Genomic DNA, 25,260 nt, shown 5'->3' with positions numbered 1-25,260 from the left:
ATAGAATGAAAAATAACATGAACAAGGTATTTGTCGCAAGCATTGCCTGTCTGTCTTTAGGAACTTCTATAGGCGTACATGCAACAACCATAGGCAAGGAAGCTATTGCTATCAGTGATAACTTGAAAGAAGTGGTTGAGGATTCGATTATCAGTAACGGGGATTTTAACGCTGGTTTAGATCATTGGATCGTGTCAAACCCAGAATCGAACAATCCAACACTGGTAACCGAAAATGGGGTTTCTTATGTGAAAGCAATGTTGGGCGAAAATATCCATCAATATGTGAAATTACAACTCAATACGACCTACACATTTTCTTATGACGCTGCGGGAAGCAAAAATTTTCCGAGTAAAGTCGAGTTTGGTACATTGAATCACGGAGAAGAATTTGTTTCTTTACAAGAATCGGCACATAATAATGAACAATGGGAAAGACATTCGTTTACTTTTACGACACCAGAAAAAGACAATACATATATTATCCGTTTTTCTTCTACGGGAAATGGTTGGGCAACTTTTAAAAATATCGATGTCCAATCAGAAGATGACACATCCCAAAATACTTTGTTATCTGTTGGAGTAGAAAGTCACCAACCATATATCTACTTAAACTTAACGCCAGAACAATTTAATAGCAAACAACGCCTGATGGTTTATTTGGATGGTAACTATTATTTTGAAACGTATAATGGTAAAGCATACTATTCTTATAAAGATATAACAGACGAACTAGTAAAGATACGTCGTGCGTTTGAAGGCAACAAAGGCGAAAAAATTGAAGTTTATTTAGCACCTGGTTCACCTGGTCAAAGCTCTGCAGGTAAAGTATTGTTAGAAACCTATGTAGTCGAGAAAAAATTGGAATCAGCAGCGACTGAATATGATCAGATCGTGAAAGATATTCAAGTAGTTGGAAATAAAGTAGTGATGGATATTGATCGAGAAATATTTGAGCAAGACAATCGAATCGTACTTTATAAAAATGATGCATATATCGCGGAAACTTATAAAGGAAAAGCTTACTATTCATCAGTCAAAAAAATGAATGAGACTGTTCGGGTGACTTACAGTAAAGGCGTGGTTGCTGGCGATATCATTTCAGTTAAATTAGTAGGTAATCGACCAGGAACAAGTACTACGAATAGTTTCCAACAACTACTAGCGACTATAGAAGTGGAATAATCCCAGTAAAATAGATATCGCTTAGGATGAAGAGATACGACAACAATAAAAAAACTCCCTCACTCGTTTGGCTAGTGGGGGAGTTTTAATCAAATAGGAGAAATGCTTATTTTTTTAATTGCTGATAAGATAGCTATTAGGTATGGATTAGTTCGGGTAAGGACAAGTGTAGATTCCGTTGTTCAGTTCTTTTTTATTTGTGACACTCCTGTACTCTTACAATGGATGATATGGTTTTCACTTTATGAGTCGCTTTTTTTATTGTAAAGGTAATGCTTTTTTGATTGATAAAAAATAGAAGAAGTATTAGTTTGACAAATGAGTGACCACTCATATATAATTATACATGAATAAACGTTCATGTTTAAAGTGAGGAGGTCAGAGCATGAAAAGCTATCGATTAGAAGGATTGGATTGCGCAAACTGTGCAATGAAAATCGAAAAAAGAATCAACGAAATCAATGGGGTAAAGCAAGCAAATGTTAACTTTGCTGTAGGTAAATTAACGATTGACGCAGATCAGGATAAGATAGGTGAAATCGAAACTGAAACTAGAAAAGTGATCAAGGAATTAGAACCAGAAGTTGAGGTAAAAGAGATGGAAGAAGTGACTTCAACATTAAATGAAGAAAAAAAGGATCTGATTCGTATTGTCCTATCAGCTATTGGCTTATTAGGCTTGTTTATTTGGGCTCCAGCTGAACCGATTCGTTTTATTGGATTTTTACTTGTCTATTTATTTATTGGTTTTGATGTTATTAAACAAGCTGCATTAAACATTACGAGAGGTCAATTGTTTGATGAAAATTTTTTGATGGCAATCGCAACGATCGGTGCGATGTTGATTGGTGAATATCCAGAGGCAGTAGCGGTCATGTTGTTTTATCAAGTAGGTGAATATTTCCAAGGCTTTGCAGTCAACCAATCAAGAAAATCGATACGTGCATTGATGGAGATTCGACCAGAAGTGGCTCATGTTGAAACAGAAGCTGGATTGGTGACAACCCAGCCAGAAAGAGTAATGATTGGGGAGCATGTTTTTGTCAAACCAGGAGAACGAGTACCATTAGATGGGAAAGTCATCAGTGGGCAGTCATTAGTTGACACTTCTGCATTAACGGGAGAATCGGTTCCAAAAGAAGTTTTTGAAGGAGAGTCAGTATTAAGTGGTTTTATCAATATCAATCAACCATTAGTTGTTGAAGTAGAAAAAAATTATCAAAACTCAACCATTAGTAAATTGCTCGAATTAGTAGAAAATGCAAGTAGTAAAAAGGCACCAGCAGAAAATTTCATCACTAAATTTGCTCGTTACTACACGCCAGTGGTAGTAGTATTAGCTGTTTTATTAGCCATTTTACCACCACTTGTGTTATCAAATACAGGATTTGATGAATGGATTTACCGAGCTTTGACGTTCTTAGTGATTTCGTGTCCTTGTGCTTTAGTAATTTCGGTACCTTTAAGCTTTTTTGGAGGGATTGGTGGAGCTAGTAAAATGGGTGTATTAGTGAAGGGTAGTAATTACCTTGAATTATTAGCTCATACAGACACCATGGTTTTTGACAAAACAGGAACTCTGACAAAAGGTGATTTTTCTGTTCAATCAATTGAAACTACTATGGTTGAACCTTTATTCATGCAATATGTTGCAAGTGTAGAACAATATTCGACACATCCGATTGCACAAGCGATTTTAGCTGATTATGAAGGAGCATTATTACCCACGGATCAAATGGAAGAAGTTTTAGGCGAAGGAATCAAGGCAGTTGTGGATGGGAAAGTAGTCTTAGTAGGAAATCATAAACTTTTCACTCGATACAATATAGCCTTTCCAGTCAATCAAGCAGTTGGTACCTTAGTATATGTGGCAATTGATCAACAGTATGTTGGAAGCATAGTGATTGCAGATTCCATCAAAGAAGATGCAAAAGCAGCTTTACAAAAACTAAAAAAACTTGGAGTTAAACAAACTGTGATGCTTACCGGGGACGCACAAGCAATTGCGACACATATTGGAAATGAATTAGGAATCGACACGGTCTATAGCGAGCTCTTACCGCAAGACAAAGTGGCTAAATTAGAGCAAATCCTCACGAACGCATCGCAAAAGACTGCGTTTGTTGGTGACGGAATCAATGATGCACCTGTGCTAGCTAGAGCTGATGTCGGAATAGCGATGGGAGGTCTTGGAAGTGATGCAGCAATCGAAGCGGCTGATGTAGTGATCATGAATGATGAACCTGGAAAAATCGCAGATGCTATTCGCTTATCAAGAAAAACGTTGAAAATCGTTAAACAAAATATTATCTTTGCGATCGGGATCAAAAGTGTTGTCTTAATTTTAGGCGCATTCGGGATTGCCACAATGGGAGATGCCGTATTTGCTGATGTAGGTGTCACTGTACTAGCAGTCTTAAACGCTATGAGATGTTTAAAACTCTAACGATCGACTGTTGATCTAAACACAAGCATCGTTAAAGTGAACTTTTCTTGCCTACGGAGTAGGATTATCAGAAAATAAGTGAAAATCTTTAACCAAACTATTTATATGCGTGTTTAAAATGAAGTTCTATAGGTGTATCTTGTTTGTTATTGATTAATAGAAAAGAAATTTTCCTTTATTCGTCAGCTTGATGACTGTTCGGATGAAAGGGGAATTTCTTTTTTTATGTAAAAGCGACGATTTTTGAATTGTACTACCTATTGTTGTTTTTTGATTAGAAAGTAAGCATATTAAAATAACTGTTTGATCTAATTTTTTGAAAATTCTTTTACATCCTTCAGTTTGAAAGGGATTAACTAATTTATATAAGGTGTTATCTTGTGTAAAATGATAAAAAGATGGAAGAATAGTGTGGGAAAATTAAAAATATACACACATAAAATAACGAACTATTGTAAATAGATAAGAATTTGTTTATGATTGTAAATAGATAAATATTTTATTTAAAAAAATTTAAAAGGAGAAAACAGATGAACGATAAACAACTACGTTGGTTTACCGTAGCACTCATTGCTTTCAACATGGTTTGGGGCATGGGGAATGTAGTAAACAACTATGCGCAACAAGGAATCTCAGTTGTTACTTCTTGGCTATTGATTCTTGCTATTTATTTTATCCCTTATGCCTTGATCGTAGGGCAACTTGGTTCCGCATTTAAAGACAGTAAAGGTGGCGTCAGCTCTTGGGTCGAAAATACGACATCAAATAAACGGTTGGCATACTATGCTGCATGGACTTATTGGGTCGTCCATATTCCTTATCTTGCACAAAAACCTCAGGCAATTTTGATTGCTGCTGGATGGGCAGTTCAAGGAAATGGAAATATTGTTAACACAATGACTGTTCAAATGGTAGCAGTGATTTCCTTAGTAATTTTCTTAGCCTTCTTGTATCTTTCTACAAAAGGATTATCCACATTGAAGGTCATTGGTGGATTAGCAGGAACTGCGATGTTTGTCATGTCACTTTTATTTATTTTGATGGCAGTAACAGCTCCATTTATTACTACTGATATGGAATTTGCTACTACAGGAATGAATCAGGTCAAAACATACATCCCGACATTTGACTTTAGCTATTTTACGACCGTTTCGATGCTTGTATTTGCAGTAGGTGGGGCAGAAAAAATCTCTCCTTATGTTAATTCCACAAGAAATCCAGCCAAAGAATTTCCAAAAGGAATGATTTTCTTGGCTGCAATGGTTGGTGTTTGTGCGGTTTTAGGTTCTGTAGCGATGGGAATGTTATTTGCGAGTGACAATATTCCGAAAGACTTAATGGCAAATGGTGCTTACAGTGCTTTCCAAATCCTAGGCAACTATTATGGCATTGGTAATTCGTTGATGATCATCTATGCTTTGACAAATATGGTTGGTCAAATTTCCGCATTAGCCTTCTCAATTGATGCACCGCTGAAAATTTTATTAGCAGATGCAGATCCAGAATTTGTTCCTTCATGGTTACGTAAACGAAGCAATAAAGGAACACTCGTCAATGGCTATTTATTGACTGGGATTTTAGTTAGCATCATCATTTTACTACCTATTTTTGGAATCAAAGACATGAACGAATTAGTGAAATGGTTGACTAATCTAAATTCAGTAGTAATGCCTATGCGTTATTTATGGGTATTCTTAGCGTATATGATGTTGAACAAAGCTTACAAGAAATTTACTTCTGAGTATAAATTCGTGAAGAATCCAAAGGTTGGTTTTATTTTCGGTGCTTGGTGTTTTGCCTTTACCGCTTTTGCTTGTATTCTGGGAATGGTTCCCAAAGTCGAGTATGCGGCTGATCCTAAAGCTTGGTGGTTCCAGTTGATCTCAAATGTCGTTACACCAATTATTTTGATCATGTTGGGAATGATCTTACCAGCGATTGCCCGTCGTGATAAAAATAAAAATGTAAAAGAAACATTGATTGAAACATAATGAGCTGAGAGAGAAACGATCGTTTCTCTCTTTTTTTGTGCCTCATGTTATCATAAATAAAAAAAGAAAAAGTTTTGAGTGGAGGAGGAATAAGATGAAGATAGTAATTTTAGGACAAAGTGGCTCTGGAAAATCGACACTGGCAAGAACTATTCAAGAAACGGCAAAGATTCCTCTTTTACCCTTAGATTTTTTATGGCATGGTACAGATTATAGTGAAAAGGCACAAGTTTGGTTTCAACTAGAGCAAGAAAACTTTATGGCTAAACATGAGAACTGGATCATCGAAGGAAACTATCTTGCTACTGCTAGGAAGAGACTGCAAGAAGCAGATCAAATCATCTTATTACGAGTGCCAACGTATCTTGCAATGGCTCGTGTCATCAAACGAACTTTAAAAAGAAAGCGAGATCGTGCGACCAGACCAGACATGCCTAATGACTTTACTGAAAAGTTGGATAAAGAATACTTGGATTTTTTGTGTTTTGTTTGGCGTTTTAAGCGAAAGAATGAACCTCGAATCTTCCAACTGATTGATACATTGCAAGTAAAAAATAAGTTACTCATTTTAGATAATAAACGTGATCGACAAAAGTATATTAACCAGTTGAAAAAAAATAAGCCCATTGGTTGACAATTTACGATTACAGTTGTAATCTATTATCGAAGTTAAGTTTACAAATGTAATCGATGGAGGTGGAAAACTAATGGAAGAAAAGAGAGTATTAATTAAAATCAGTGATTCTGAATGGGAAGTCATGCGAGTTATCTGGACTTTAGGTCAAGCAAATGCCCAACAAATCACTCAGATATTAGCTGATTCGATGGATTGGAAAGTAGCAACTGTTAAAACCCTTCTAGGGCGTTTGGTGAAAAAAGAAGCGCTTTGGACTGAACAAGAGGGAAAGAAATTTATTTATCATCCAGCTGTTTCCGAGATGGAAACCGTTCGAAGTGCTACTGAAAATCTCTTTTCACATATTTGTGCAAAAAGAGTCGGTGCGACGATTGCTGATTTGGTTGAAGAAGCGACATTGACCCAAGAAGATATTCAGCAGATCATGAAACAACTCAATAAAAAAGAGCCAGTCGAAACGATTGAATGTAATTGTATACCTGGCCAATGTGAATGTAAGAAACAGTAATAAGGAGGAAACAAGAATGAAACAAGAATTTTCAGTTAAAGGGATGAGTTGCAACCATTGTGTGGCTCGGATTGAAGAAGCGGTCGGAAGAATCAGTGGTGTCAAAAAAGTAAAAGTTCAGCTGAAAAAAGAAAAAGCCGTTGTGAAATTTGATGAAGCAAATGTTCAAGCGACAGAGATTTGTCAAGCAATCAATGAATTAGGCTATCAAGCAGAGGTGATTTGATGGCAACGAATACTAAAATGGAAACATTTGTCATTACTGGAATGACATGTGCGAATTGTTCTGCTCGAATCGAAAAAGAACTAAATGAACAACCTGGTGTCATGTCCGCTACTGTCAATTTAGCCACTGAAAAGGCAAGTGTGAAATATACCGACACTACTACAGAAAGATTGATCAAAAGTGTCGAAAATATCGGCTATGGGGCAATTTTATATGACGAAGCGCATAAACAAAAAATTGCTGAGGAGAAACAAACCTATTTAAGAAAAATGAAGTTTGATCTTATCTTTAGTGCGATCTTGACTTTACCCTTGATGTTAGCAATGATTGCCATGATGCTTGGAAGTCATGGACCAATTGTGTCGTTCTTCCATCTGCCTCTTGTGCAGTTGCTCTTTGCTTTGCCTGTGCAATTTTATGTAGGTTGGCGCTTTTATAAAGGAGCCTATCATGCATTAAAAACTAAAGCGCCGAATATGGATGTCTTAGTTGCGATTGGAACATCTGCAGCCTTCGCATTAAGCATTTATAATGGTTTTTTCCCTAGCCATTCCCATGATCTTTATTTTGAAAGTAGCAGTATGATCATTACCTTGATTTTACTTGGAAAGTATTTAGAACATACAGCAAAAAGTAAAACAGGCGATGCCATCAAACAGTTGATGTCCCTTCAGACAAAAACAGCACAAGTTTTAAGAGAGGGCAAAGAAGAGACGATTGCAATTGATGAGGTCATGATCGATGACATCTTAGTGATTCGTCCTGGTGAACAAGTACCTACAGATGGACGGATCATTGCTGGCGCTAGTGCATTGGATGAAAGCATGTTGACAGGAGAAAGTGTACCTGTTGAGAAAAAAGAAAAAGATATGGTTTTTGGTGGAACGATCAATACCAATGGATTGATCCAAATACAAGTTTCTCAGATAGGAAAAGATACGGTGTTGGCACAAATCATCCAAATGGTGGAAGATGCTCAAGGAAGTAAAGCACCGATCCAACAAATTGCTGACAAGATTTCAGGGATTTTCGTACCGATCGTTTTGTTTTTAGCATTGGTGACACTATTAGTTACAGGATGGCTCACGAAGGATTGGCAGTTAGCATTACTTCATAGTGTGTCCGTTTTGGTCATTGCTTGCCCCTGTGCGCTTGGTTTAGCAACACCAACTGCCATCATGGTAGGAACAGGAGTCGGTGCTCATAATGGGATATTGATCAAAGGTGGCGAAGCGTTAGAAGGAGCCGCTCATCTAAATAGTATTATTTTGGATAAAACTGGAACGATTACACAAGGCCGACCAGAAGTAACAGATGTCATCGGTCCCAAAGAGATCATTTCCCTTTTCTATTCCCTTGAACATGCTTCTGAACATCCTTTAGGAAAAGCTATTGTTGCTTATGGTGCAAAAGTCGGTGCAAAAACTCAGCCAATCACTGATTTTGTTGCTCATCCTGGTGCAGGAATCAGTGGAACGATCAACGGTGTTCATTATTTTGCTGGGACTAGAAAGAGACTAGCTGAAATGAACCTTTCATTTGATGAATTTCAAGAACAGGCGTTAGAATTAGAACAGGCAGGAAAAACAGTGATGTTTTTAGCCAACGAAGAACAGGTTCTTGGAATGATTGCCGTTGCTGATCAAATCAAAGAAGATGCAAAACAAGCAATCGAGCAACTACAACAAAAAGGTGTCGATGTGTTTATGGTTACGGGAGATAATCAACGAGCCGCTCAAGCAATCGGCAAACAAGTAGGAATTGATTCTGACCATATCTTTGCAGAAGTTTTACCTGAAGAAAAAGCCAACTATGTAGAAAAACTACAGAAAGCTGGAAAGAAAGTTGGCATGGTCGGTGATGGAATCAATGATGCCCCAGCGCTAGCTTTAGCAGATGTTGGGATTGCAATGGGAAGTGGAACCGATATTGCGATGGAAACAGCCGATGTGACATTAATGAATAGTCATTTAACTTCTATCAATCAAATGATTTCTTTATCAGCTGCCACATTAAAAAAAATCAAACAAAATTTGTTTTGGGCATTCATTTATAATACGATCGGGATTCCTTTTGCTGCCTTTGGTTTTTTAAACCCAATCATTGCTGGTGGCGCAATGGCCTTTAGTTCAATCAGTGTATTATTGAATTCTTTAAGCTTAAATCGAAAAACGATCAAATAAATCGTTTCAGAGGAAAGGAAGGAAAAAGATGAATAATGGAATAGATCCTGAGAATGAAACAAATAAAAAGGGCGCTATTGGAAAGAATCCTGAGGAAAAAATAACTGTAGAACAAACGAATACCAAGAATAATTTACAGGAACATGGAAAAATGGAAAATATGGATCAACACCATACGCATGGACACATGGAACGGCACCAACAGATGGACCATGGACACATGAGCGGAATGGATCATAGCCATATGGATCATGAAGATATGAGTGGAATGAATCATAGCCACATGGGTCATGAAAATATGGGTGGAATGGATCATTCTATGCACATGGGGAACTTTAAGCAAAAATTTTGGCTTTCTCTGATTTTAGCGATTCCGATTATTCTTTTTTCACCGATGATGGGGATGTCCTTTCCTTTTCAAGTGACGTTTCCTGGCTCTAATTGGGTGGTGTTGGTTCTGGCAACGATTTTATTTATTTATGGCGGACAACCATTCTTAAGCGGAGCCAAAATGGAATTGAAACAAAAAAGTCCAGCAATGATGACACTGATTGCTATGGGGATTACCGTCGCATATGTTTATAGTGTGTATTCTTTTATAGCCAACCTCATCAACCCCCATACACATGTCATGGATTTTTTCTGGGAATTAGCAACGTTAATCGTAATCATGTTATTGGGACATTGGATCGAAATGAATGCAGTCTCTAATGCCAGCGATGCTTTACAAAAATTAGCAGAATTATTACCTGAATCGGTAAAACGATTGAAAAAAGACGGGACTGAAGAAACCGTCTCTTTAAAAGAAGTCCATGAAGGTGATCGTCTAATTGTTCGTGCTGGAGACAAGATGCCAACGGATGGGACGATCGACAAAGGACATACCATTGTTGATGAATCTGCTGTTACGGGTGAATCCAAAGGGGTTAAAAAGCAAGTGGGCGATTCGGTCATTGGTGGATCAATTAATGGCGATGGAACAATTGAAATTACTGTAACAGGTACTGGCGAAAATGGTTACCTTGCAAAAGTAATGGAGATGGTACGAAAAGCCCAAGGAGAAAAATCTAAATTAGAGTTTCTATCAGATAAAGTAGCAAAATGGTTATTTTATGTGGCTTTAGTAGTTGGGATCATCGCCTTTATTGCTTGGCTCTTCCTAGCAAATCTACCAGATGCACTAGAACGAATGGTCACCGTGTTCATCATTGCTTGTCCGCATGCACTGGGACTTGCGATTCCATTAGTCGTTGCTCGTTCGACTTCGATCGCAGCTAAAAATGGGTTGCTTTTGAAAAATCGGAATGCGATGGAACAAGCCAATGATCTAGATGTGATCATGTTAGATAAAACAGGCACGTTGACCCAAGGAAAATTTACTGTAACTGGTATTGAGATTTTAGATGAAGCTTATCAAGAAGAAGAAATCTTGAAATATATCGGTGCTTTAGAAGCACATGCAAATCATCCTTTAGCGATTGGGATAATGAATTATTTAAAAGAAAAAAAGATTACTCCTTATCAAGCACAGGAACAAAAAAATTTAGCAGGTGTTGGTTTAGAAGCAACTGTGGAAGACAAAGATGTTAAAATTATTAATGAAAAAGAAGCAAAACGTTTAGGACTAAAAATCGACCCTGAACGATTAAAAAACTATGAAGCTCAAGGAAACACTGTCAGCTTTTTAGTAGTTTCAGATAAATTAGTGGCTGTAATTGCTCTAGGAGATGTCATTAAACCAGAAGCAAAAGAGTTTATCCAAGCGATCAAAGAAAAAAATATTATCCCAGTCATGTTGACTGGGGATAACCCCAAAGCAGCCCAAGCAGTAGCCGAATATCTTGGAATCAATGAATATTACGGCGGTCTACTGCCAGATGACAAAGAGGCGATCGTTCAAAGATATCTTGATCAAGGAAAAAAAGTGATCATGGTTGGTGACGGTATCAATGATGCGCCAAGCTTAGCACGGGCAACGATAGGTATGGCAATCGGAGCAGGAACTGATATTGCGATTGATTCTGCAGATGTTGTCTTAACGAACAGTGACCCCAAAGATATCTTGCATTTCTTAGAATTAGCAAAAGAAACGAGAAGAAAAATGATCCAAAATCTTTGGTGGGGCGCTGGTTATAATATTATTGCTATTCCTTTAGCAGCAGGAATCTTAGCACCGATCGGACTTATTTTAAGCCCAGCAGTGGGAGCAGTCTTGATGTCACTAAGTACAGTGGTCGTTGCACTCAACGCCCTAACTTTAAAATAAGTTGTTAACGTTACTTGATTAACGAGTGAGTGTAAGAATAGAAAAAAGACAATCTTTAAGGACAAACACCAGCAAATTTATTCAAATGAAAACTGGCAAGCAGCTATTTTTCAGCGAATCAATTTTAGCAAAGGTCGTTAAAGATTGTCTTTTTTATTTATGTAGACAAAATGAAAAGAAAAAATGGCAGGAGAAAAGTTGAGAGAGGGATTCAAGAAATAATCAGTAACCATAGTTGTTTTCATTGTACGAAATTTTGCACAGTTCAATGTGTGACGGTAAGAAAAAAATAGCAGTAGTTAACTTTTTCGATCTGTTAAATTAGAATTTAATGAATTTCGTTTGAATCAAAGAAGAAAAAATGTTTTTTTTCGTAATTTATATATAGGGAGATGTATTAATCTATAGTTGATCGTACTCCTGAAACACACAGTAAAAAATAAGTGAGGGAACGCCAATGAAGTGGCAAAGATTATTGTCAAAAAATGTACAAAATCTATTTATATTGATCCATCAAATGAAAGATTTATCGTGGAAAAAAACAGATCTAGCAGAAAAACTATTAGTTGATGTGAAAACGATCGATCGGTATTTAAAAAGATTAGAAGAAGGAGATTTTCCGATCCAACTGATTCAACATAAAAAAAGCGTAAAGCTGATTTATAATAAAGGCTACAGTGAGCCCTATTTGTTGTTTGATTTTCTGATCCACTCTTCGTCCTTTTGCTTATTGAAGGATTTGATTTTGAACACGGAGTATCAACAAGAGTATGATCGCTCCTCACAAGAGCGTCTAAGAAAATGGCTGGGTGAATATCATTTGTCTTTTTCTTATCGAAAACAACAACTTTATGGTTCTGAAAGAAAGATACGCTATCTTTTTTTCTGTTTTCTTAAAGATTTTCCCCTCTTTTTTATTGGGGATACAGAACAGTCTTTTTCCGAATTATTTATCCATTTGTTGGAGACACGTGCCCAAAATGCCGAAATCAAAATATTAGACGAACATCGCACGCTTTTTTTTGAACTTTTTCCAGAGTTATTATTCCGACACGAACAACGGTTATCTGTCCGCGAAAAAAATTACCGCTGTATCGTTCGTTTAAGTTGCAACATCATTATCGAAAAATACTGGAAAAAAATTGAAGAAACGAAAATCTACCGAAAATTAATGACCTTAACAGAGAAATTGGATTCGTTGTTTTGGTTGGCTAGTGAATTTGAAAGTACGAATAAAACAACGATTACGCGAGTTATCTATCAAGAGTGGCTCCGTTACTCAATTGGACTACACGAAAGAGTAGTCAAAGAGGAATTTCATGAGTATCAGGAAAGCTTGCGTTTGGTGCCGAATGTTAATGAAAAACTTTATCAATACCGGATGGCTTTACAACAAGCACTTACATATCCATCGTATGAATGGGGCCTACTTTTACTTAAAGTTTTGCAAGAAAGAGGATACTTGGAAATCTATCCACCAGAAGTAAAAATCGTCTTTTTTTTTCGTTACGATCATGAGGAAGCGCGCCGCCTAGCTTCTGTTCTGGATAAGACCTTGCGACATCGAAAACGGACCTCCATACATGTTTGTACTCGATCAATCCCTCCAAGTTATGCACAATTGATTATTACGGACCATTTTTTTCCATTAAATAATAGTAAACATCAAAAGACTTATTTCTACCAACCTTCTTTTGGGGTAGATCGTCTACTATCAGATATTGATTATTGGATTGATACGAAAAATTGATTTTTATCATATGAAAAGGGTGTGTTATAATAAAGAAGATGAGTAAAGGAGGATGTCTTTTGGATTTAAAGAAATTAGAAGTTCCTACATCTTCAATCACTGAAGTAAAACGATCACCGATGGATGTATTTGATCAGGCAAGAAAAGCTGAAACCGGTGTATATATATTTAATCGTGAAAAAGTTGCAGGAGTGATGTTGACACAAGAGCAATATGAAACACTGTTACAAGAATTAGCAGATTTACGTCAGAAGGCAAATGAAGAAGTACAGGCACCTATAGAAAGTAATGAACTACTTGGAAACTACACTGACCAAACAGCTGCTGTCGTTTCGACTTCTGATGGTCTAGATGAGTTGGTACAAACACTGAAACGTTATTTGATTACTGGTGTAACGATTTCTGCTAAAAATTTAGATGAACGAATGGTTACACTAGGTTTCATTACGAAAAAGACGGGCTTTGGAGGAGTGGTCGATATGTTAAACGAATTGACCGCAACTGGAAAGATCAATTATCAGTTACGTAGAAAACCAAACAGTCGTACAGTAATTGCTGAGATTATTGGTGAACAAGACAGTCAATCACAATTATTTGATAAAATTATTATAAAAAAAATTTATCTACATGAACTTTAATGAATAGCGTAAATTTTTATTTTTTGCTTCTTTCGGTGCTATGATTTTTCAGACTTTTTTACAAGGATCAATGAGAAATCATAGCTGATTTTCTATAAAAATTGGGTGGTTACCGATCCTTTGCTAGTCATATTTTTTCGATTCACTGATTTAACGAGTGAAAATTCTTGCCCAAAAAGCCCCAAGAATTTGAGGGATCAAATACAAAACCGAAAGCAGTAAAATCAGTTGGGTTGGTTTGAATGGCTGGTAAAAGAAATGCCAATCAGAGTAATAGTGACAAATCAAATAAGAAATGAATGTTGAACTAATATTAATAAAGAAGAGAAAGAGTAACTGTTGCTTTTTCTGGAAGCTAAAGCCAGCGTAAAAAGACAGAAAAATCAAAAAAATCAAGCCAAAAACAGAATGATACCGATAATCTAGTAGTAAAGAGAAGTACACATACGGAATGAAAAGTAAGAGCAAAATTAATTTTTTTCCATGATTTTTCATGGTGTGTTCCCCCAATCAGGTGAATCCGATTTCTTCTACTTTCATTCTAAAATCAACCAGCTAATAATCAAACACTTTTTTGAAATTTGTAGATTAAATGAATAAACTCTCATAGCCTTATCTCTAAAAAAAAAGATTTTCCCCCTAATTTTTTTAGAGAAAACGCTTATAGTAGGTGAAAGAAAAAATCGCGTAGGAGTAAAGTGATGAAAAAGAAAATAAAACTTGAACAATTGTATTTATTTTTTTGGTTTTTTCCAATTCTGCTGTTGCCGTTTACTTGGGTGAATGCCGTTGTTCAGGGAGCAGAAATTTTGGGGCTAATTCATGGAACTGGGATTGTAGTATCGAAAAATTTTCCAATTTTAACACTATTCTATTTTTTAGTGAGTATGAGCTTGATTTTGACAAATAAATTTATGAATAGTTATAATTGGCATTTGATTCATTTTTCTTGTATGTTGGTTTTTACTTCCTTTTTTTCTATTCTGCCACGAATCATTGTTGGACCGAATGGCTTAAGTGAAAGTGGATTGAAAGATACAGGGGAAACTTCGATGTACTTTTTGACCATTAAACCAAGTTTTTATCTAGCGATTCTTTCGTTTTTATTAGCAGTCATTTTTTATTCTATAGCAAAATTAAGAATAGAAGAAAAGCTGTCCGGCGAAGTTAATAAATAGGTTCAATAAAGAGGAAACATTGTGAGCAAATGATAGTAGCGAACAGTGTTTTTTTGCTCTTTGTCAAAGATTTTTGATCCCAAAACAGGCGTTGGCAGGATTCGACGTTTTGAAAACACTGTACAAAAATACCTGAAAGGATGGAAGAAGCAAGGTTGCCTGAAGAAAATCAAATATAAAAGAATAAATAACTGAATGCACTAATATTCTGCAAATGAAATATTTCTTTTCATGTAATAATCAACCTTTTTTAAGCAAGCTAAAGATCTTCATTCTATGATATAATATTATTGTAGAAAGTTTGTGGCGGTTTGGCAAATCCAATTGAGGGGGCGTGGTGCCTATAGGCTTATTAGCTTGTTGGACGTACTCTTTAGAAAGGAAATGCCTGATTTGTTCTCATTGGATCAAATCATTGCTATTATCGGAGCAGCAGCAGTAGTAATTACTGCCGTAGCGAAAGCTAGCGATTCGATTTTAGCTTGGTTAAAGTTCAAAAAAGAACAAAAAAAATAGAGCCGTCTCAACTTTTGGCGAAGTAGACAGGCTCTAAAGCTTTGTATATATGCCATCCGCTTTGAACGGACTACACTGGGCATGTTACAGCATGCCCTTTCATTTTTATTATAACCCATTTATCTAAATTTGAAAAGTAACTTTGTTTGCGAAGTGTTGTTCTGCATGACATTAAATATAGCATATTGCTACTTCTTCAATCATAGTAGAATCATTAATCCCAATTGCTATTCTATTACTTGAATAGGGCTTTTTGTCAAATGATGATTGTAGAAAGTTTGTGGCGGTTTGGCAAATCCAATTGAGGGGGCGTGATGCCTATGGGCTTATTAGCTTGTTGGACGTACTCTTTAGAAAGGAAATGCCTGATTTGTTCTCATTGGATCAAATCATTGCTATTATCGGAGCGAGACTGGGACAAAAGTTGTCTCAGTCTCTTCTAGTATCTCTAAAAACGAATAAACGGTGAGACAAAAGCAGCATCTTCAGAAATAAGCCGAAATTTACCAAAAATTTGAGAAGCAATTTTCGGAAATTCCTTCTTATTTCTCGATGCTAAACACTTTTGTCTCAACCTCATAGCGAAAGCTAGTGATTCGATTTTAGCATGGTTAAAGTTCAAAAAAGAACAAAAAAAATAGAGCCGTCTCAACTTTTGGCAGAGTAGACAGGCTCTAAACTTGTTAAAAAATGCCATCCGCTTTGAACGGACTACACATTAAGGGCTATGTTAGCGCATAGCTCCTTTATTTAATTATAGTATATCGTAGATAGAGAAGAAAGAAAAGGATTAAAGGTTAGTTTTGATATAAATTAACCTTTATTTTTGGGCTTTTTGTCAAATGACGTTGGTAAAGAGAAAGTCTAGAATCATTTGGACAGAAAGAAGAAAACTTCTTTCTGTGTTTTTTTTGGTTAAAATAGTTTTACGTGACGGATCATGGTTTAAAGGATTTCAGGGGGCTCTTCTCTCTGTTTTTACATCATAAAAAATTTGTCGGTGAATTTCACCAACATCAAAAAGTACGAAGCCTTTTTATTTGGCTTCGATTTACGATAACTTTACATAAATTAACTGGATATTTACACCTTCAATATGCAGGATTTACAGTGGATTGCTACAATTTACTTGTAAATAAGAAAGGGGTATATCAATGAAAAAAGTATTATTTTCTTTAGGTGTTTTAGGTCTTATGTTAGCTGGCTGTGGTTCCGGTTCTGGTAGCACGGATGGCTCCGCAGCACAAAATAATTCTGCAACTTCTGGCGATCAAGTCAAAATCGTGGCTGTCGGATCTACTGCGCTCCAACCTCTAGTCGATGCGGCACAAGAAAGTTTTGTCCAAAAAAATCCCAACTATCAAATCTCTGTCCAAGGTGGCGGAAGTGGTACTGGGTTAAGTCAGGTCGAGTCTGGGGCAGTGACGATCGGAAACTCCGATGTCTTTGCTGAGGAAAAAGAAGGCGTAGATGCAAGTAAAATAAAGGATCATAAAGTTGCGGTGGTAGGTATGGCGCCAATCGTCAATAAAGACACGAACGTCAAAAATATTACAAAACAGGAATTAATTGATATATTCACTGGAAAAATTACCAATTGGCAAGAACTAGGTGGGAAAGATGAAAAAATCAATGTCATCAATCGGGCAAATGGTAGTGGTACACGAGCTACTTTTGAAAAGTGGGGATTAGATGGTGCTACTCCAGTACAATCACAAGAACAGGATTCATCAGGAACTGTTCGACAAATTGTTAGCCAAACTCCTGGCGCAATCAGCTACCTTGCTTTTTCTTATTTGGATGATAAAACACAGGCTTTAAGTATTGATGGTGTAGAACCAAAAGAAGAAAATGTTGCTGACAACAGTTGGAAAATTTGGTCTTATGAACACATGTATACAAATGGTGAGCCTTCCCCGGAAGTTCAAAAATTTTTAGATTATATGATGACAGACGAAATCCAACAAGGACCGGTGAAAGAACTCGGTTACTTACCAATTACTGCGATGAAAGTAGAACGTGATGCTGAAGGAAACTTAAAATAAGCAATCATGTACTCAAATCTGCTACCCCTAAAAGTGTGCCTTTAACGGGCATGCTTTTTTTTTAGCTATTTCCTGCAAATGAATATGACAGTAATGAAAGATATTTATTAGTCATTTCATAGGCTTTTTTTTTACAAATGTATTAAGGTAAATATAATACTAATAATCGAGGTAAACGGTAAATGAGAATATTTAGTCATCAAACGGAAGTTGAAAAAGATCAAACTTCAGTTAAAAATATTACAAGATATGCTCCCGATTATCGAGAGGGGCTAACAGATGAGCAAGTTGCAGAACGAGTGCATGCTCAAGCAACAAATGAAACGATCGACCCATCATTTAAAACGAACAAACAAATCGTTTTGCAAAATATATTTACTTATTTTAATTTGATTTTTATCGTCTTAGCAGTTTTATTATGTCTAGTTAGTTCCTATAAAAATTTGACTTTTTTGCCAGTGATTCTTGCAAACACGGGAATTGCTATCTATCAAGAGATTCGCTCAAAAAAGATATTAGATAATTTGAGTGTACTGAATGCAGCAAAAGTCACAGTCGTAAGAAACGGCGTAGCCAATAAGATCGATATGGAGGAATTAGTTTTAGATGATGTCATCTTGCTCGAAACGGGTCAACAGATTCCTGCAGACGGTTATGTCTTAGACGGTAAATTACAAGTCAACGAAGCACTTTTGACAGGTGAAGCAGATGAGATCGTGAAAGAAGTAGATGATTATTTGATGTCAGGGAGCTTTGTCGTTTCTGGTAAGGCTTATGTACGATTAGACAAGGTTGGCTATGACTCTTACATTTCCCAATTAACAGCAAAAGCAAAAAAAATGGGAGGAGGCGAACAATCAGAAATGATTGCTTCGCTGAATAAATTAATCAAATGGATCGGGATCATTATTATTCCCATCGGCATCACTTTGTTTTCACAAAGTTACTTTTTTAATGGCAACACGATCAAAGAAAGTGTGGTAGCCATGGAAGCAGCTTTAATCGGGATGATACCAGAAGGCTTGTACTTATTGACAACGATCGCTCTAGCAATGAGTGCCGCTCGTTTAGCTAAGCAACGAGTATTATTACATGATATGAAAAGCATAGAGACTTTAGCAAGGGTTAATGTACTATGTGTAGATAAAACGGGAACTATTACTGAAAATCAGATGTCTGTACAAAAACTAGTGATTGCTAAAAATGAGCAAGCGGAGCAACAGGCAACTAGGATTCAAGAACTCATTTCAGATTATGCTAAAGCTATGGCAAATGACAATGCGACGATGCAAGCAATCAAAACGTACTTTAATAAGCCTACAGATCAAGAACCTTTATCTATCTTGCCTTTTTCGTCGGTACAAAAATTCAGTAGCGTAACATTTGCGGATGGGGTCTATGTATTAGGAGCGCCAGAAATGGTTTTACGTGAACGTTTCGAAACAGTTAAAAATGAATTTAGTCAATATGCTGATCAAGGCTACCGTGTGTTGGTTTTCGGTAGTTACCAAGGAATATTGAGCGAAGCACTTTTAGAAGCAGAAGTGATTCCGCTTGCTTATCTTTTGATTGCCAACCCAATTCGTAAAGAAGCACCTGACACATTTGCTTATTTTAAGGAACAAGGGGTAGCAATCAAAGTGATTTCAGGGGATAATCCGCAGACCGTTTCAACTGTCGCATTACAGGCGGGCATTGCTAATGCAGACCAATATATTGATGTTTCTCAACTTGCTGAAGAAGATTATCTCTCAGCAGTGGAAAAATACACCGTATTTGGACGGGTAAAACCTGAACAAAAAATGCAGTTCGTTCAGCTTCTTAAACAAAAAAATACAGTCGCGATGACTGGTGATGGTGTCAATGATATTTTAGCAATGAAAGAAGCTGATTGTAGTATCGCTATGGCTTCTGGCAACGAAGCAACGATCCAAGCTGCGCAAGTTGCTTTATTAGATTCTGATTTTTCTAGAATGCCTGAGATCGTAGCAGAAGGTCGGCGAGTTGTTAATAATATTGAACGATCTGCTAGTTTGTTTTTAGTAAAAAATATTTTTTCTTTCTTACTTTCTGTCTTTTCTGTCTTGTTCGCATTGACTTATCCGTTGGAGCCTTCTCAAATTACGTTGATTAGTCTGTTTACGATTGGTTTGCCATCGTTTTTACTTGCTCTTGAAGAAAATAAAAATCGAATTGAAGGAAAGTTTATTGTGAATGTCTTAGAAAAAGCCATTCCTGGTGGGCTAACAGATATGACTGTCGTGGGGACTTTAGTGGTAGGCGGTGTCATCTTGCATTTGAATAAGACAGATGTTTCCACGGCTTCAACGATGCTACTGACAGCGGTTGGTTTTCTCGTACTCTATAAAATTTGTCACCCATTGAACCAATTCAGAGGGCGGATCATTTTATTTTGTGCAGCAGGTATCTTATTTTCAGTCGTCTTTCTGCATAAATTATTTTCTATCTCCGCTATTTCACCCGTTTCGATTCTGTTGCTTTTGATTCTATTTTTTGCGGCGGACTCGATTTTTCGGCAGTATTCGCGAATGATTGAAAATTACAGCCAGTTGAAGGATGGAAAGAAAAAACGGTCTATTTGGTTCTGGCTCAAAGTGCTGTTTTCAGTAGACAATAAACACGATTAACAGATAGACAAAACAAAAATAGGCGGTTATGCCAACCGCCTATTTTTTTCTGTTCCGCTATTTCACTTGTTCATTCATTTTTTTGAAGATTTAAAGGTGATCATGCTGGAGGGATGGTGACGGTAAAAGTCGACCCCATTCCTGGATGACTTTCCACTTTGATCGTACCACCCAAGAGATTGACGTAATCTTTCACAATAGCCAGACCTAGACCAGTACCACCTGAGTGTCGACTACGTGCTTTATCCACTCGATAGAAGCGCTCAAAGATTCTTTCTTGATCTTCACGATCAATCCCAATACCAAAGTCTTGGACAGAGAATGTCAATTGGTTGTCAACCTCGTAACGGATGATTATTTTCTCTGATTCTTTAGAATATTGGATTGCATTTTCGATCAAATTTTTGATGATCGGGTATAAGAGTTCAGTTTGAGTTGTAAATGATTGTTCTTTCTGTTGCATTTCCAGGGTTAAGTGTTTCTTTTCGATCATTGGTTGGTAACTTTGAATGATTTGTTCAAAGTAAGTTGCTAAATGGATGGTTTGCGTTTCGTGTGCCGTTTCTTCATCTTTTGATAGCTGAATGATTTCTCGGATCAGCTTATCTAAACGAATCGCATCTTTTTGCATGATCAATAGGAACTCATTCAATATTTTTGGGTCATCTTTGGCTCCATCCAGCAGTGTTTCAGTAAATCCGATCAATGAAGTAACCGGTGTTTTAAGTTCATGAGAAACATTTCCTACGAAGTCTTTTTGCAGTTTTTCTAATCGTCTTACTTTTGTGAGATCATAAGCCACGCCTAGAATCTGTCCAGTCTCTTCAGAACTATTGAAGTAACGTAAGCTGATGTCTAATGTTTGTTGTCCCTCTGAAATAGTAATTTCTTGATGGATCAATGGTTCATTTGGTGTAACTTGATGAATCAATTGGATTAATTTTGGCTCTTGAATGATCTCAGTATACCGTTGATTAGGCTGATAATCATGTACCCCTAAATGTGCCTGCATTTTTGGATTCAATAGCCGCAGATGTGACTCTGAATCGATCAAAAAGACACCAATCATTAATTCATTCAATAGAGTGTACAATTGTTCTTCAGTGGTCGTATAGGCACGATAGACTTTACTCATTTGTTCACTCAAAGCATTGATCGTTTGGTAAAGTTCTTCCCATTGATCAGAAGTTTGCATGATGGTCTCGGTTTTATCAGGGTTTTTGACCATTTTCTTTAAGACGGGCAGCACGGTTTTCAAGGGACGGTTACGTTGATAAACCAAATAATAGCTCATACTGGACAAAACAACGAAGAAAACCAAAAAGAAGAAAAAGACCCAACGACGAAAATTTTCTGTTCTTGGCAAAAAGCCATTTGTTGGTTCTGCGATTCGAATAATGGCTTCCAACTGCCCATTCTTCTTGATCGGTAGTGCTACATATAATAGTTCTTCCTTTAACGTACTGCTCATTCTTAAAGAAGTACCTAGTGAGCCGCCATCAAGGACTGCTTTGATTTCTGGACGAGTATTTCGCTGCCCTCGTAGTGAGTGATCGGTCGTATCGAATAGGATTGTACCATTTGGAGCTAATAAGGTTAGTCGTTCATTTGATTGATGAACAAAGTCTGTTAAAACTGATTGATTATGCTTCGAAGATAAATCATCAATAGTCAATTGCTGGATCAGCAATTGCCCTTTTTTTGAAAGATAGCTTTCTTGTTGCTCGATGATTTGTTGTTTGAAATATTGAGAAATCATTTGCCAGCCACCGAAAAAGAGTCCCACTAAGAGAATGAAAAAGAAGACACGCTCAGAAATTTTTTTCCAATTCATCGTTTTGGTTCCTGAAATTTATAGCCAAAACCGCGAACTGTCACTAAATATTTTGGATGTTTAGGGTCTCTTTCGATTTTTTCTCTTAAGTGACTGACATGGACATCAACGATTCGACTTTGACCTGCAAAATCAAAATTCCAGATGCGATTTAGCAGCGTATCACGATCAATTACACGATCTTTTCGTTTCATAAAATAAACGAGCAGTTCAAATTCTTTTGGCGTTAATTCGATCGGTCGTTCCTCTACGGTTACTTGGAAATTCGTTAAATCTGCTTTGATCTGTCCAATCGTTAGGTAAGCAGGTTCTGCTTCTTCTTGTTGGACATGGCGTGGTTCGATGCGGCGAAAAATAGCTTTCATTCGAGCAAGTACTTCTCTAGGGCTGAAAGGCTTTGTTAAATAATCATCAGCCCCAATTTCCAAACCGATGATCCGATCGACCTGGTCATCTTTGGCTGTTAGCATTAAAATTGGAGTATCAATTTTTTCTTGTCTCAACTTTTGGGTGATTGCCATACCATCTATAGAAGGCAACATCACATCTAAAATCATAAAATCAAAAGGTTCTTCCAGTGCTAATTCCAGTCCTTTTTGTCCGTCTAAAGCACTTGTTACTTGATACCCTTCTTTTTCCAGATTGAATGTCAACAATGTGACGATTGAAGGTTCATCATCTACCACTAATACTTTTTTCATAACTTCTCCCTTTTCTTGCGTTCATTCTTTTTGTTTATTTAAAAACAGCTATCAACTAATGCCTGGTTTTTTTAATTAAGTGTCATGAATAGACATTTCTTATTTTAGCATAGAATCCAGTAGAAGGACTATTTTACCAACTAAATAAATGGTATAATAGGAAGGCACTTTGTTGGATAAAGGAGTGAGTGGCAATTGATCGGAATTAGCGCTTGTTTAGGCGGTGTCTTATGTCGGTATGATGGACAAGAAAAAGCTGTGCCGGAATTAAAGAAACTGGTCGCTGAAGGTAAAGCGATCATGGTTTGTCCTGAAGTAATGGGCGGGCTTTCAACTCCTAGAGCCCCAGCAGAAATCGTTGGTGGCGATGGATTTGACGTTTGGAATGGTCAGGCAAAAGTGATCACTACAAATGGTGAAGACGTCACAAAAGCCTACCAAGAAGGGGCAATCCATGCTTATCAAAAATTAAAAGAGCAAGAAATAGATTTAGTGATATTAAAAGCGAAAAGTCCTTCTTGTGGTTCCTCTCTTATTTATGATGGGAGTTTTTCAGGAACCTTGAAGTCTGGAACTGGTGTAGCAACTGCTTATTTTATCCAACAAAAGATGACCGTACTCTCTGATGAAGAATGGTTGAAATTGCGAGGTGAACAGAATGGAAATCGAGAAAACGAACCGAATGAACGCACTTTTTGAATTTTATTCTACGCTTTTAACCGAAAAACAGATGAATTATATGGAGTTGTATTATGCAGACGATTTTTCATTAGGAGAAATAGCAGAAGAGTATGAAGTAAGTCGCCAAGCAGTATACGATAATATCAAACGAACCAGTAAGATTTTAGAAGATTATGAAAAGAAACTCCATCTTTTCTCTAATTATATTGTTCGGGAACAGTTATTAGAAAAAATGAAAACTTATGTAAAGGAAACTTATCCTAAAGATGAAGTTCTCCTTGATTATGTGAAACAGATCCAAGAAATTGAAGAATAAAGGAATGAAGAAATCATGGCATTTGAAAATTTAACTGAGCGCCTTCAACAGGCAATGAGCAAGTTAAGAAAAAAAGGGAAAGTTTCAGAAGCTGACGTCAAAGAAATGATGCGGGAGATCCGCCTTGCATTACTAGAAGCCGATGTAAACTTACAAGTAGTAAAAGACTTTACGAAGCGTGTTCGAGAACGGGCGATTGGTGTAGAAGTATTAGAAAGTTTAACACCTGCACAACAAATCGTTAAGATCGTTGATGAAGAATTGACGATCACTTTAGGAGCAGAAACTGTTGAATTGAATAAATCACCAAAAATTCCAACAGTCATCATGATGGCAGGTTTGCAAGGGGCAGGTAAGACGACGTTTACTGGTAAACTAGCCAACTATTTAAAGAAAAATGAAAATGCACGTCCTTTACTAATCGCAGGTGACGTGTATCGTCCAGCTGCGATCGATCAATTGAAAGTTCTAGGGCAACAATTAGATGTCCCTGTTTTTGATATGGGAACAGATGTTAGTCCAGTTGAGATCGTTCGTCAAGGGATGGAATTAGCAAAAGAAAAGAAAAATGATTATGTTCTGATCGATACGGCGGGGCGTCTGCATATCGATGAAACCCTGATGGATGAATTGAAACAAATCAAAGAATTAACACAACCAAATGAAATCTTGTTGGTTGTCGATGCGATGACCGGTCAAGATGCTGTCAATGTGGCAGATAGTTTTAACCAACAACTAGGGATCACTGGGGTAGTTATTACTAAATTAGATGGTGATACACGTGGTGGTGCAGCACTTTCGATCCGTTCTGTGACTGGCGCACCAATCAAATTCATCGGGTCAGGGGAAAAATTAACAGATCTTGAAGTTTTCCACCCAGACCGTATGGCAAGCCGTATTCTTGGTATGGGCGATATGTTGACGTTGATCGAAAAAGCGCAACAAGACTATGATGAGAAAAAAGCAGAAGAATTAGCGAAAAAAATGCGGGAAAATTCATTTGATTTCAATGATTTCATTGAACAATTGGATCAAGTGATGGGCATGGGACCGTTAGAGGATCTGATCAAAATGATTCCTGGGATGAACCAAGTACCAGGGATTGAAAATGTCAAAGTAGATCCGAAAGATGTTGAACGTAAAAAAGCAATGGTTTACTCCATGACGCCTGCCGAAAGAGAAAATCCTGATTTATTGAATCCAAGTCGTCGTAGAAGGATTGCCGCAGGTTCTGGTAACAGCGTGGTTGAAGTTAACCGCATGATTAAGCAATTTAAAGAATCACGTAAAATGATGCAACAAATGTCTAAGGGAGATATGAATATTCCTGGAATGGACCAAATGTTTGGCACAGGTGTCAAAGGAAAACTTGGAAAAATGGCGATGAATCGCATGATCAAGAAAAACAAAAAGAAAAAGAAAAAACGGAAATAAAGCTTCTATCGTACGTCTATCGTACTTCTATTATAATAGTAGAATTTTGTTTACCGTTTCATCCATCGAAAGAATCGT

20 protein-coding genes are annotated in these 25,260 nt (G+C 37.0%); 17 read left to right on the top strand and 3 right to left on the bottom strand.

Going from position 1 to position 25,260, the window contains the following annotated elements; all coding sequences use genetic code 11:
- The first annotated feature begins 5 nt into the window (after positions 1–5).
- The 10 genes from AB5M32_RS04310 to AB5M32_RS04265 all read left to right on the top strand — a co-directional run bounded on the left by AB5M32_RS04310 (position 6) and on the right by AB5M32_RS04265 (position 13,829).
- Positions 6–1,184, top strand: a complete 1,179-nt coding sequence (locus tag AB5M32_RS04310) for a carbohydrate binding domain-containing protein (protein WP_178285861.1) — start codon at positions 6–8, stop codon at positions 1,182–1,184.
- A gap of 385 nt (positions 1,185–1,569) precedes the next feature.
- Complete coding sequence (locus tag AB5M32_RS04305; protein ID WP_178285863.1) at positions 1,570–3,630, top strand: heavy metal translocating P-type ATPase; 2,061 nt, start codon at positions 1,570–1,572, stop codon at positions 3,628–3,630.
- Between the two features lie 530 nt (positions 3,631–4,160).
- Positions 4,161–5,621: an APC family permease gene (locus AB5M32_RS04300; RefSeq protein WP_010718493.1), complete on the top strand. Its 1,461-nt coding sequence runs from the start codon at positions 4,161–4,163 to the stop codon at positions 5,619–5,621.
- A gap of 94 nt (positions 5,622–5,715) precedes the next feature.
- Positions 5,716–6,255, top strand: a complete 540-nt coding sequence (locus tag AB5M32_RS04295) for a topology modulation protein (RefSeq protein WP_034700862.1) — start codon at positions 5,716–5,718, stop codon at positions 6,253–6,255.
- A gap of 73 nt (positions 6,256–6,328) precedes the next feature.
- Positions 6,329–6,766, top strand: coding sequence for a CopY/TcrY family copper transport repressor (locus AB5M32_RS04290; protein ID WP_010718491.1), 438 nt, complete (start codon positions 6,329–6,331; stop codon positions 6,764–6,766).
- Between the two features lie 16 nt (positions 6,767–6,782).
- Entirely contained in the window at positions 6,783–6,992 is a 210-nt protein-coding gene (gene copZ / locus AB5M32_RS04285; protein WP_010718490.1) for a copper chaperone CopZ, read from the top strand.
- Positions 6,992–9,175 (top strand): copper-translocating P-type ATPase CopA, encoded by a 2,184-nt coding sequence (gene copA / locus AB5M32_RS04280; protein ID WP_096710107.1) that lies wholly within the window; start codon positions 6,992–6,994, stop codon positions 9,173–9,175. Before copZ ends, copA begins: the two co-directional genes overlap by 1 nt.
- Before the next feature lie 160 nt (positions 9,176–9,335).
- Positions 9,336–11,441, top strand: coding sequence for a copper/silver-translocating P-type ATPase CopB (gene copB, locus AB5M32_RS04275; protein ID WP_306437018.1), 2,106 nt, complete (start codon positions 9,336–9,338; stop codon positions 11,439–11,441).
- Positions 11,442–11,898: 457 nt separating this feature from the next.
- Positions 11,899–13,191, top strand: coding sequence for a helix-turn-helix domain-containing protein (locus tag AB5M32_RS04270; RefSeq protein WP_010737923.1), 1,293 nt, complete (start codon positions 11,899–11,901; stop codon positions 13,189–13,191).
- Positions 13,192–13,250: 59 nt separating this feature from the next.
- Positions 13,251–13,829, top strand: coding sequence for a hypothetical protein (locus AB5M32_RS04265; protein WP_063627365.1), 579 nt, complete (start codon positions 13,251–13,253; stop codon positions 13,827–13,829).
- A 150-nt stretch (positions 13,830–13,979) separates the two neighbouring features.
- Here the strand turns inward: AB5M32_RS04265 and AB5M32_RS04260 are convergent, their stop codons facing one another.
- Entirely contained in the window at positions 13,980–14,324 is a 345-nt protein-coding gene (locus tag AB5M32_RS04260; RefSeq protein ID WP_014834534.1) for a hypothetical protein, read from the bottom strand.
- Between the two features lie 206 nt (positions 14,325–14,530).
- Between AB5M32_RS04260 and AB5M32_RS04255 the strand changes: the two genes are divergently transcribed.
- The 4 genes from AB5M32_RS04255 (at position 14,531) to AB5M32_RS04240 (ending at position 20,216) form a co-directional block, all read left to right on the top strand.
- Positions 14,531–15,007: a hypothetical protein gene (locus AB5M32_RS04255; RefSeq protein ID WP_010718484.1), complete on the top strand. Its 477-nt coding sequence runs from the start codon at positions 14,531–14,533 to the stop codon at positions 15,005–15,007.
- A gap of 303 nt (positions 15,008–15,310) precedes the next feature.
- Complete coding sequence (locus tag AB5M32_RS04250; RefSeq protein ID WP_178285867.1) at positions 15,311–15,523, top strand: hypothetical protein; 213 nt, start codon at positions 15,311–15,313, stop codon at positions 15,521–15,523.
- Positions 15,524–16,677: 1,154 nt separating this feature from the next.
- Positions 16,678–17,568 carry a phosphate ABC transporter substrate-binding protein PstS family protein gene (locus tag AB5M32_RS04245; protein ID WP_034700844.1) on the top strand — a complete coding sequence of 297 codons (891 nt, stop codon included), beginning with the start codon at positions 16,678–16,680 and terminating at the stop codon, positions 17,566–17,568.
- Positions 17,569–17,750: 182 nt separating this feature from the next.
- A complete protein-coding gene (locus AB5M32_RS04240) occupies positions 17,751–20,216 on the top strand; it encodes a cation-translocating P-type ATPase (protein ID WP_081127995.1) in 2,466 nt (821 codons plus the stop codon).
- A gap of 100 nt (positions 20,217–20,316) precedes the next feature.
- Here the strand turns inward: AB5M32_RS04240 and AB5M32_RS04235 are convergent, their stop codons facing one another.
- Together AB5M32_RS04235 and AB5M32_RS04230 are read right to left on the bottom strand one after the other, a co-directional pair.
- Positions 20,317–22,050, bottom strand: coding sequence for an ATP-binding protein (locus tag AB5M32_RS04235; protein ID WP_010718480.1), 1,734 nt, complete (start codon positions 22,048–22,050; stop codon positions 20,317–20,319).
- Positions 22,047–22,751 (bottom strand): response regulator transcription factor, encoded by a 705-nt coding sequence (locus tag AB5M32_RS04230; RefSeq protein ID WP_010718479.1) that lies wholly within the window; start codon positions 22,749–22,751, stop codon positions 22,047–22,049. The genes AB5M32_RS04235 and AB5M32_RS04230 overlap by 4 nt, the downstream gene beginning before the upstream one ends.
- A 195-nt stretch (positions 22,752–22,946) precedes the next feature.
- On the opposite strand from AB5M32_RS04230, the gene AB5M32_RS04225 reads away from it, so the two are divergent.
- The 3 genes from AB5M32_RS04225 to ffh are packed head-to-tail and all read left to right on the top strand — an operon-like array spanning position 22,947 to position 25,182.
- Entirely contained in the window at positions 22,947–23,450 is a 504-nt protein-coding gene (locus tag AB5M32_RS04225) for a DUF523 domain-containing protein (RefSeq protein ID WP_010718478.1), read from the top strand.
- Positions 23,410–23,748, top strand: a complete 339-nt coding sequence (locus tag AB5M32_RS04220) for a putative DNA-binding protein (protein WP_010718477.1) — start codon at positions 23,410–23,412, stop codon at positions 23,746–23,748. The genes AB5M32_RS04225 and AB5M32_RS04220 overlap by 41 nt, the downstream gene beginning before the upstream one ends.
- 15 nt (positions 23,749–23,763) lie before the next feature.
- Positions 23,764–25,182, top strand: coding sequence for a signal recognition particle protein (gene ffh, locus AB5M32_RS04215; protein ID WP_010718476.1), 1,419 nt, complete (start codon positions 23,764–23,766; stop codon positions 25,180–25,182).
- Positions 25,183–25,260: the final 78 nt, after the last annotated feature.

Origin of the sequence: Enterococcus sp. C57 (genome assembly GCF_040887305.1) — a bacterium.
GTDB classification, from domain to species: Bacteria; Bacillota; Bacilli; order Lactobacillales; family Enterococcaceae; genus Enterococcus_B; species Enterococcus_B hirae.
The sequence above is the reverse complement of the archived record's forward strand: the minus strand, read 5'-3'. Positions and strand labels throughout refer to the sequence as shown.

Coding starts and splice junctions, on each gene's coding strand:
- AB5M32_RS04310 (WP_178285861.1), top strand. CDS start 6: ATGAAAAATAACATGAACAAGGTATTTGTCGCAAGCATTGCCTGTCTG.
- AB5M32_RS04305 (WP_178285863.1), top strand. CDS start 1,570: ATGAAAAGCTATCGATTAGAAGGATTGGATTGCGCAAACTGTGCAATG.
- AB5M32_RS04300 (WP_010718493.1), top strand. CDS start 4,161: ATGAACGATAAACAACTACGTTGGTTTACCGTAGCACTCATTGCTTTC.
- AB5M32_RS04295 (WP_034700862.1), top strand. CDS start 5,716: ATGAAGATAGTAATTTTAGGACAAAGTGGCTCTGGAAAATCGACACTG.
- AB5M32_RS04290 (WP_010718491.1), top strand. CDS start 6,329: ATGGAAGAAAAGAGAGTATTAATTAAAATCAGTGATTCTGAATGGGAA.
- copZ (WP_010718490.1), top strand. CDS start 6,783: ATGAAACAAGAATTTTCAGTTAAAGGGATGAGTTGCAACCATTGTGTG.
- copA (WP_096710107.1), top strand. CDS start 6,992: ATGGCAACGAATACTAAAATGGAAACATTTGTCATTACTGGAATGACA.
- copB (WP_306437018.1), top strand. CDS start 9,336: ATGGATCAACACCATACGCATGGACACATGGAACGGCACCAACAGATG.
- AB5M32_RS04270 (WP_010737923.1), top strand. CDS start 11,899: ATGAAGTGGCAAAGATTATTGTCAAAAAATGTACAAAATCTATTTATA.
- AB5M32_RS04260 (WP_014834534.1), bottom strand. CDS start 14,324: ATGAAAAATCATGGAAAAAAATTAATTTTGCTCTTACTTTTCATTCCG.
- AB5M32_RS04255 (WP_010718484.1), top strand. CDS start 14,531: ATGAAAAAGAAAATAAAACTTGAACAATTGTATTTATTTTTTTGGTTT.
- AB5M32_RS04245 (WP_034700844.1), top strand. CDS start 16,678: ATGAAAAAAGTATTATTTTCTTTAGGTGTTTTAGGTCTTATGTTAGCT.
- AB5M32_RS04240 (WP_081127995.1), top strand. CDS start 17,751: ATGAGAATATTTAGTCATCAAACGGAAGTTGAAAAAGATCAAACTTCA.
- AB5M32_RS04235 (WP_010718480.1), bottom strand. CDS start 22,050: ATGAATTGGAAAAAAATTTCTGAGCGTGTCTTCTTTTTCATTCTCTTA.
- AB5M32_RS04230 (WP_010718479.1), bottom strand. CDS start 22,751: ATGAAAAAAGTATTAGTGGTAGATGATGAACCTTCAATCGTCACATTG.
- AB5M32_RS04220 (WP_010718477.1), top strand. CDS start 23,410: ATGGAAATCGAGAAAACGAACCGAATGAACGCACTTTTTGAATTTTAT.
- ffh (WP_010718476.1), top strand. CDS start 23,764: ATGGCATTTGAAAATTTAACTGAGCGCCTTCAACAGGCAATGAGCAAG.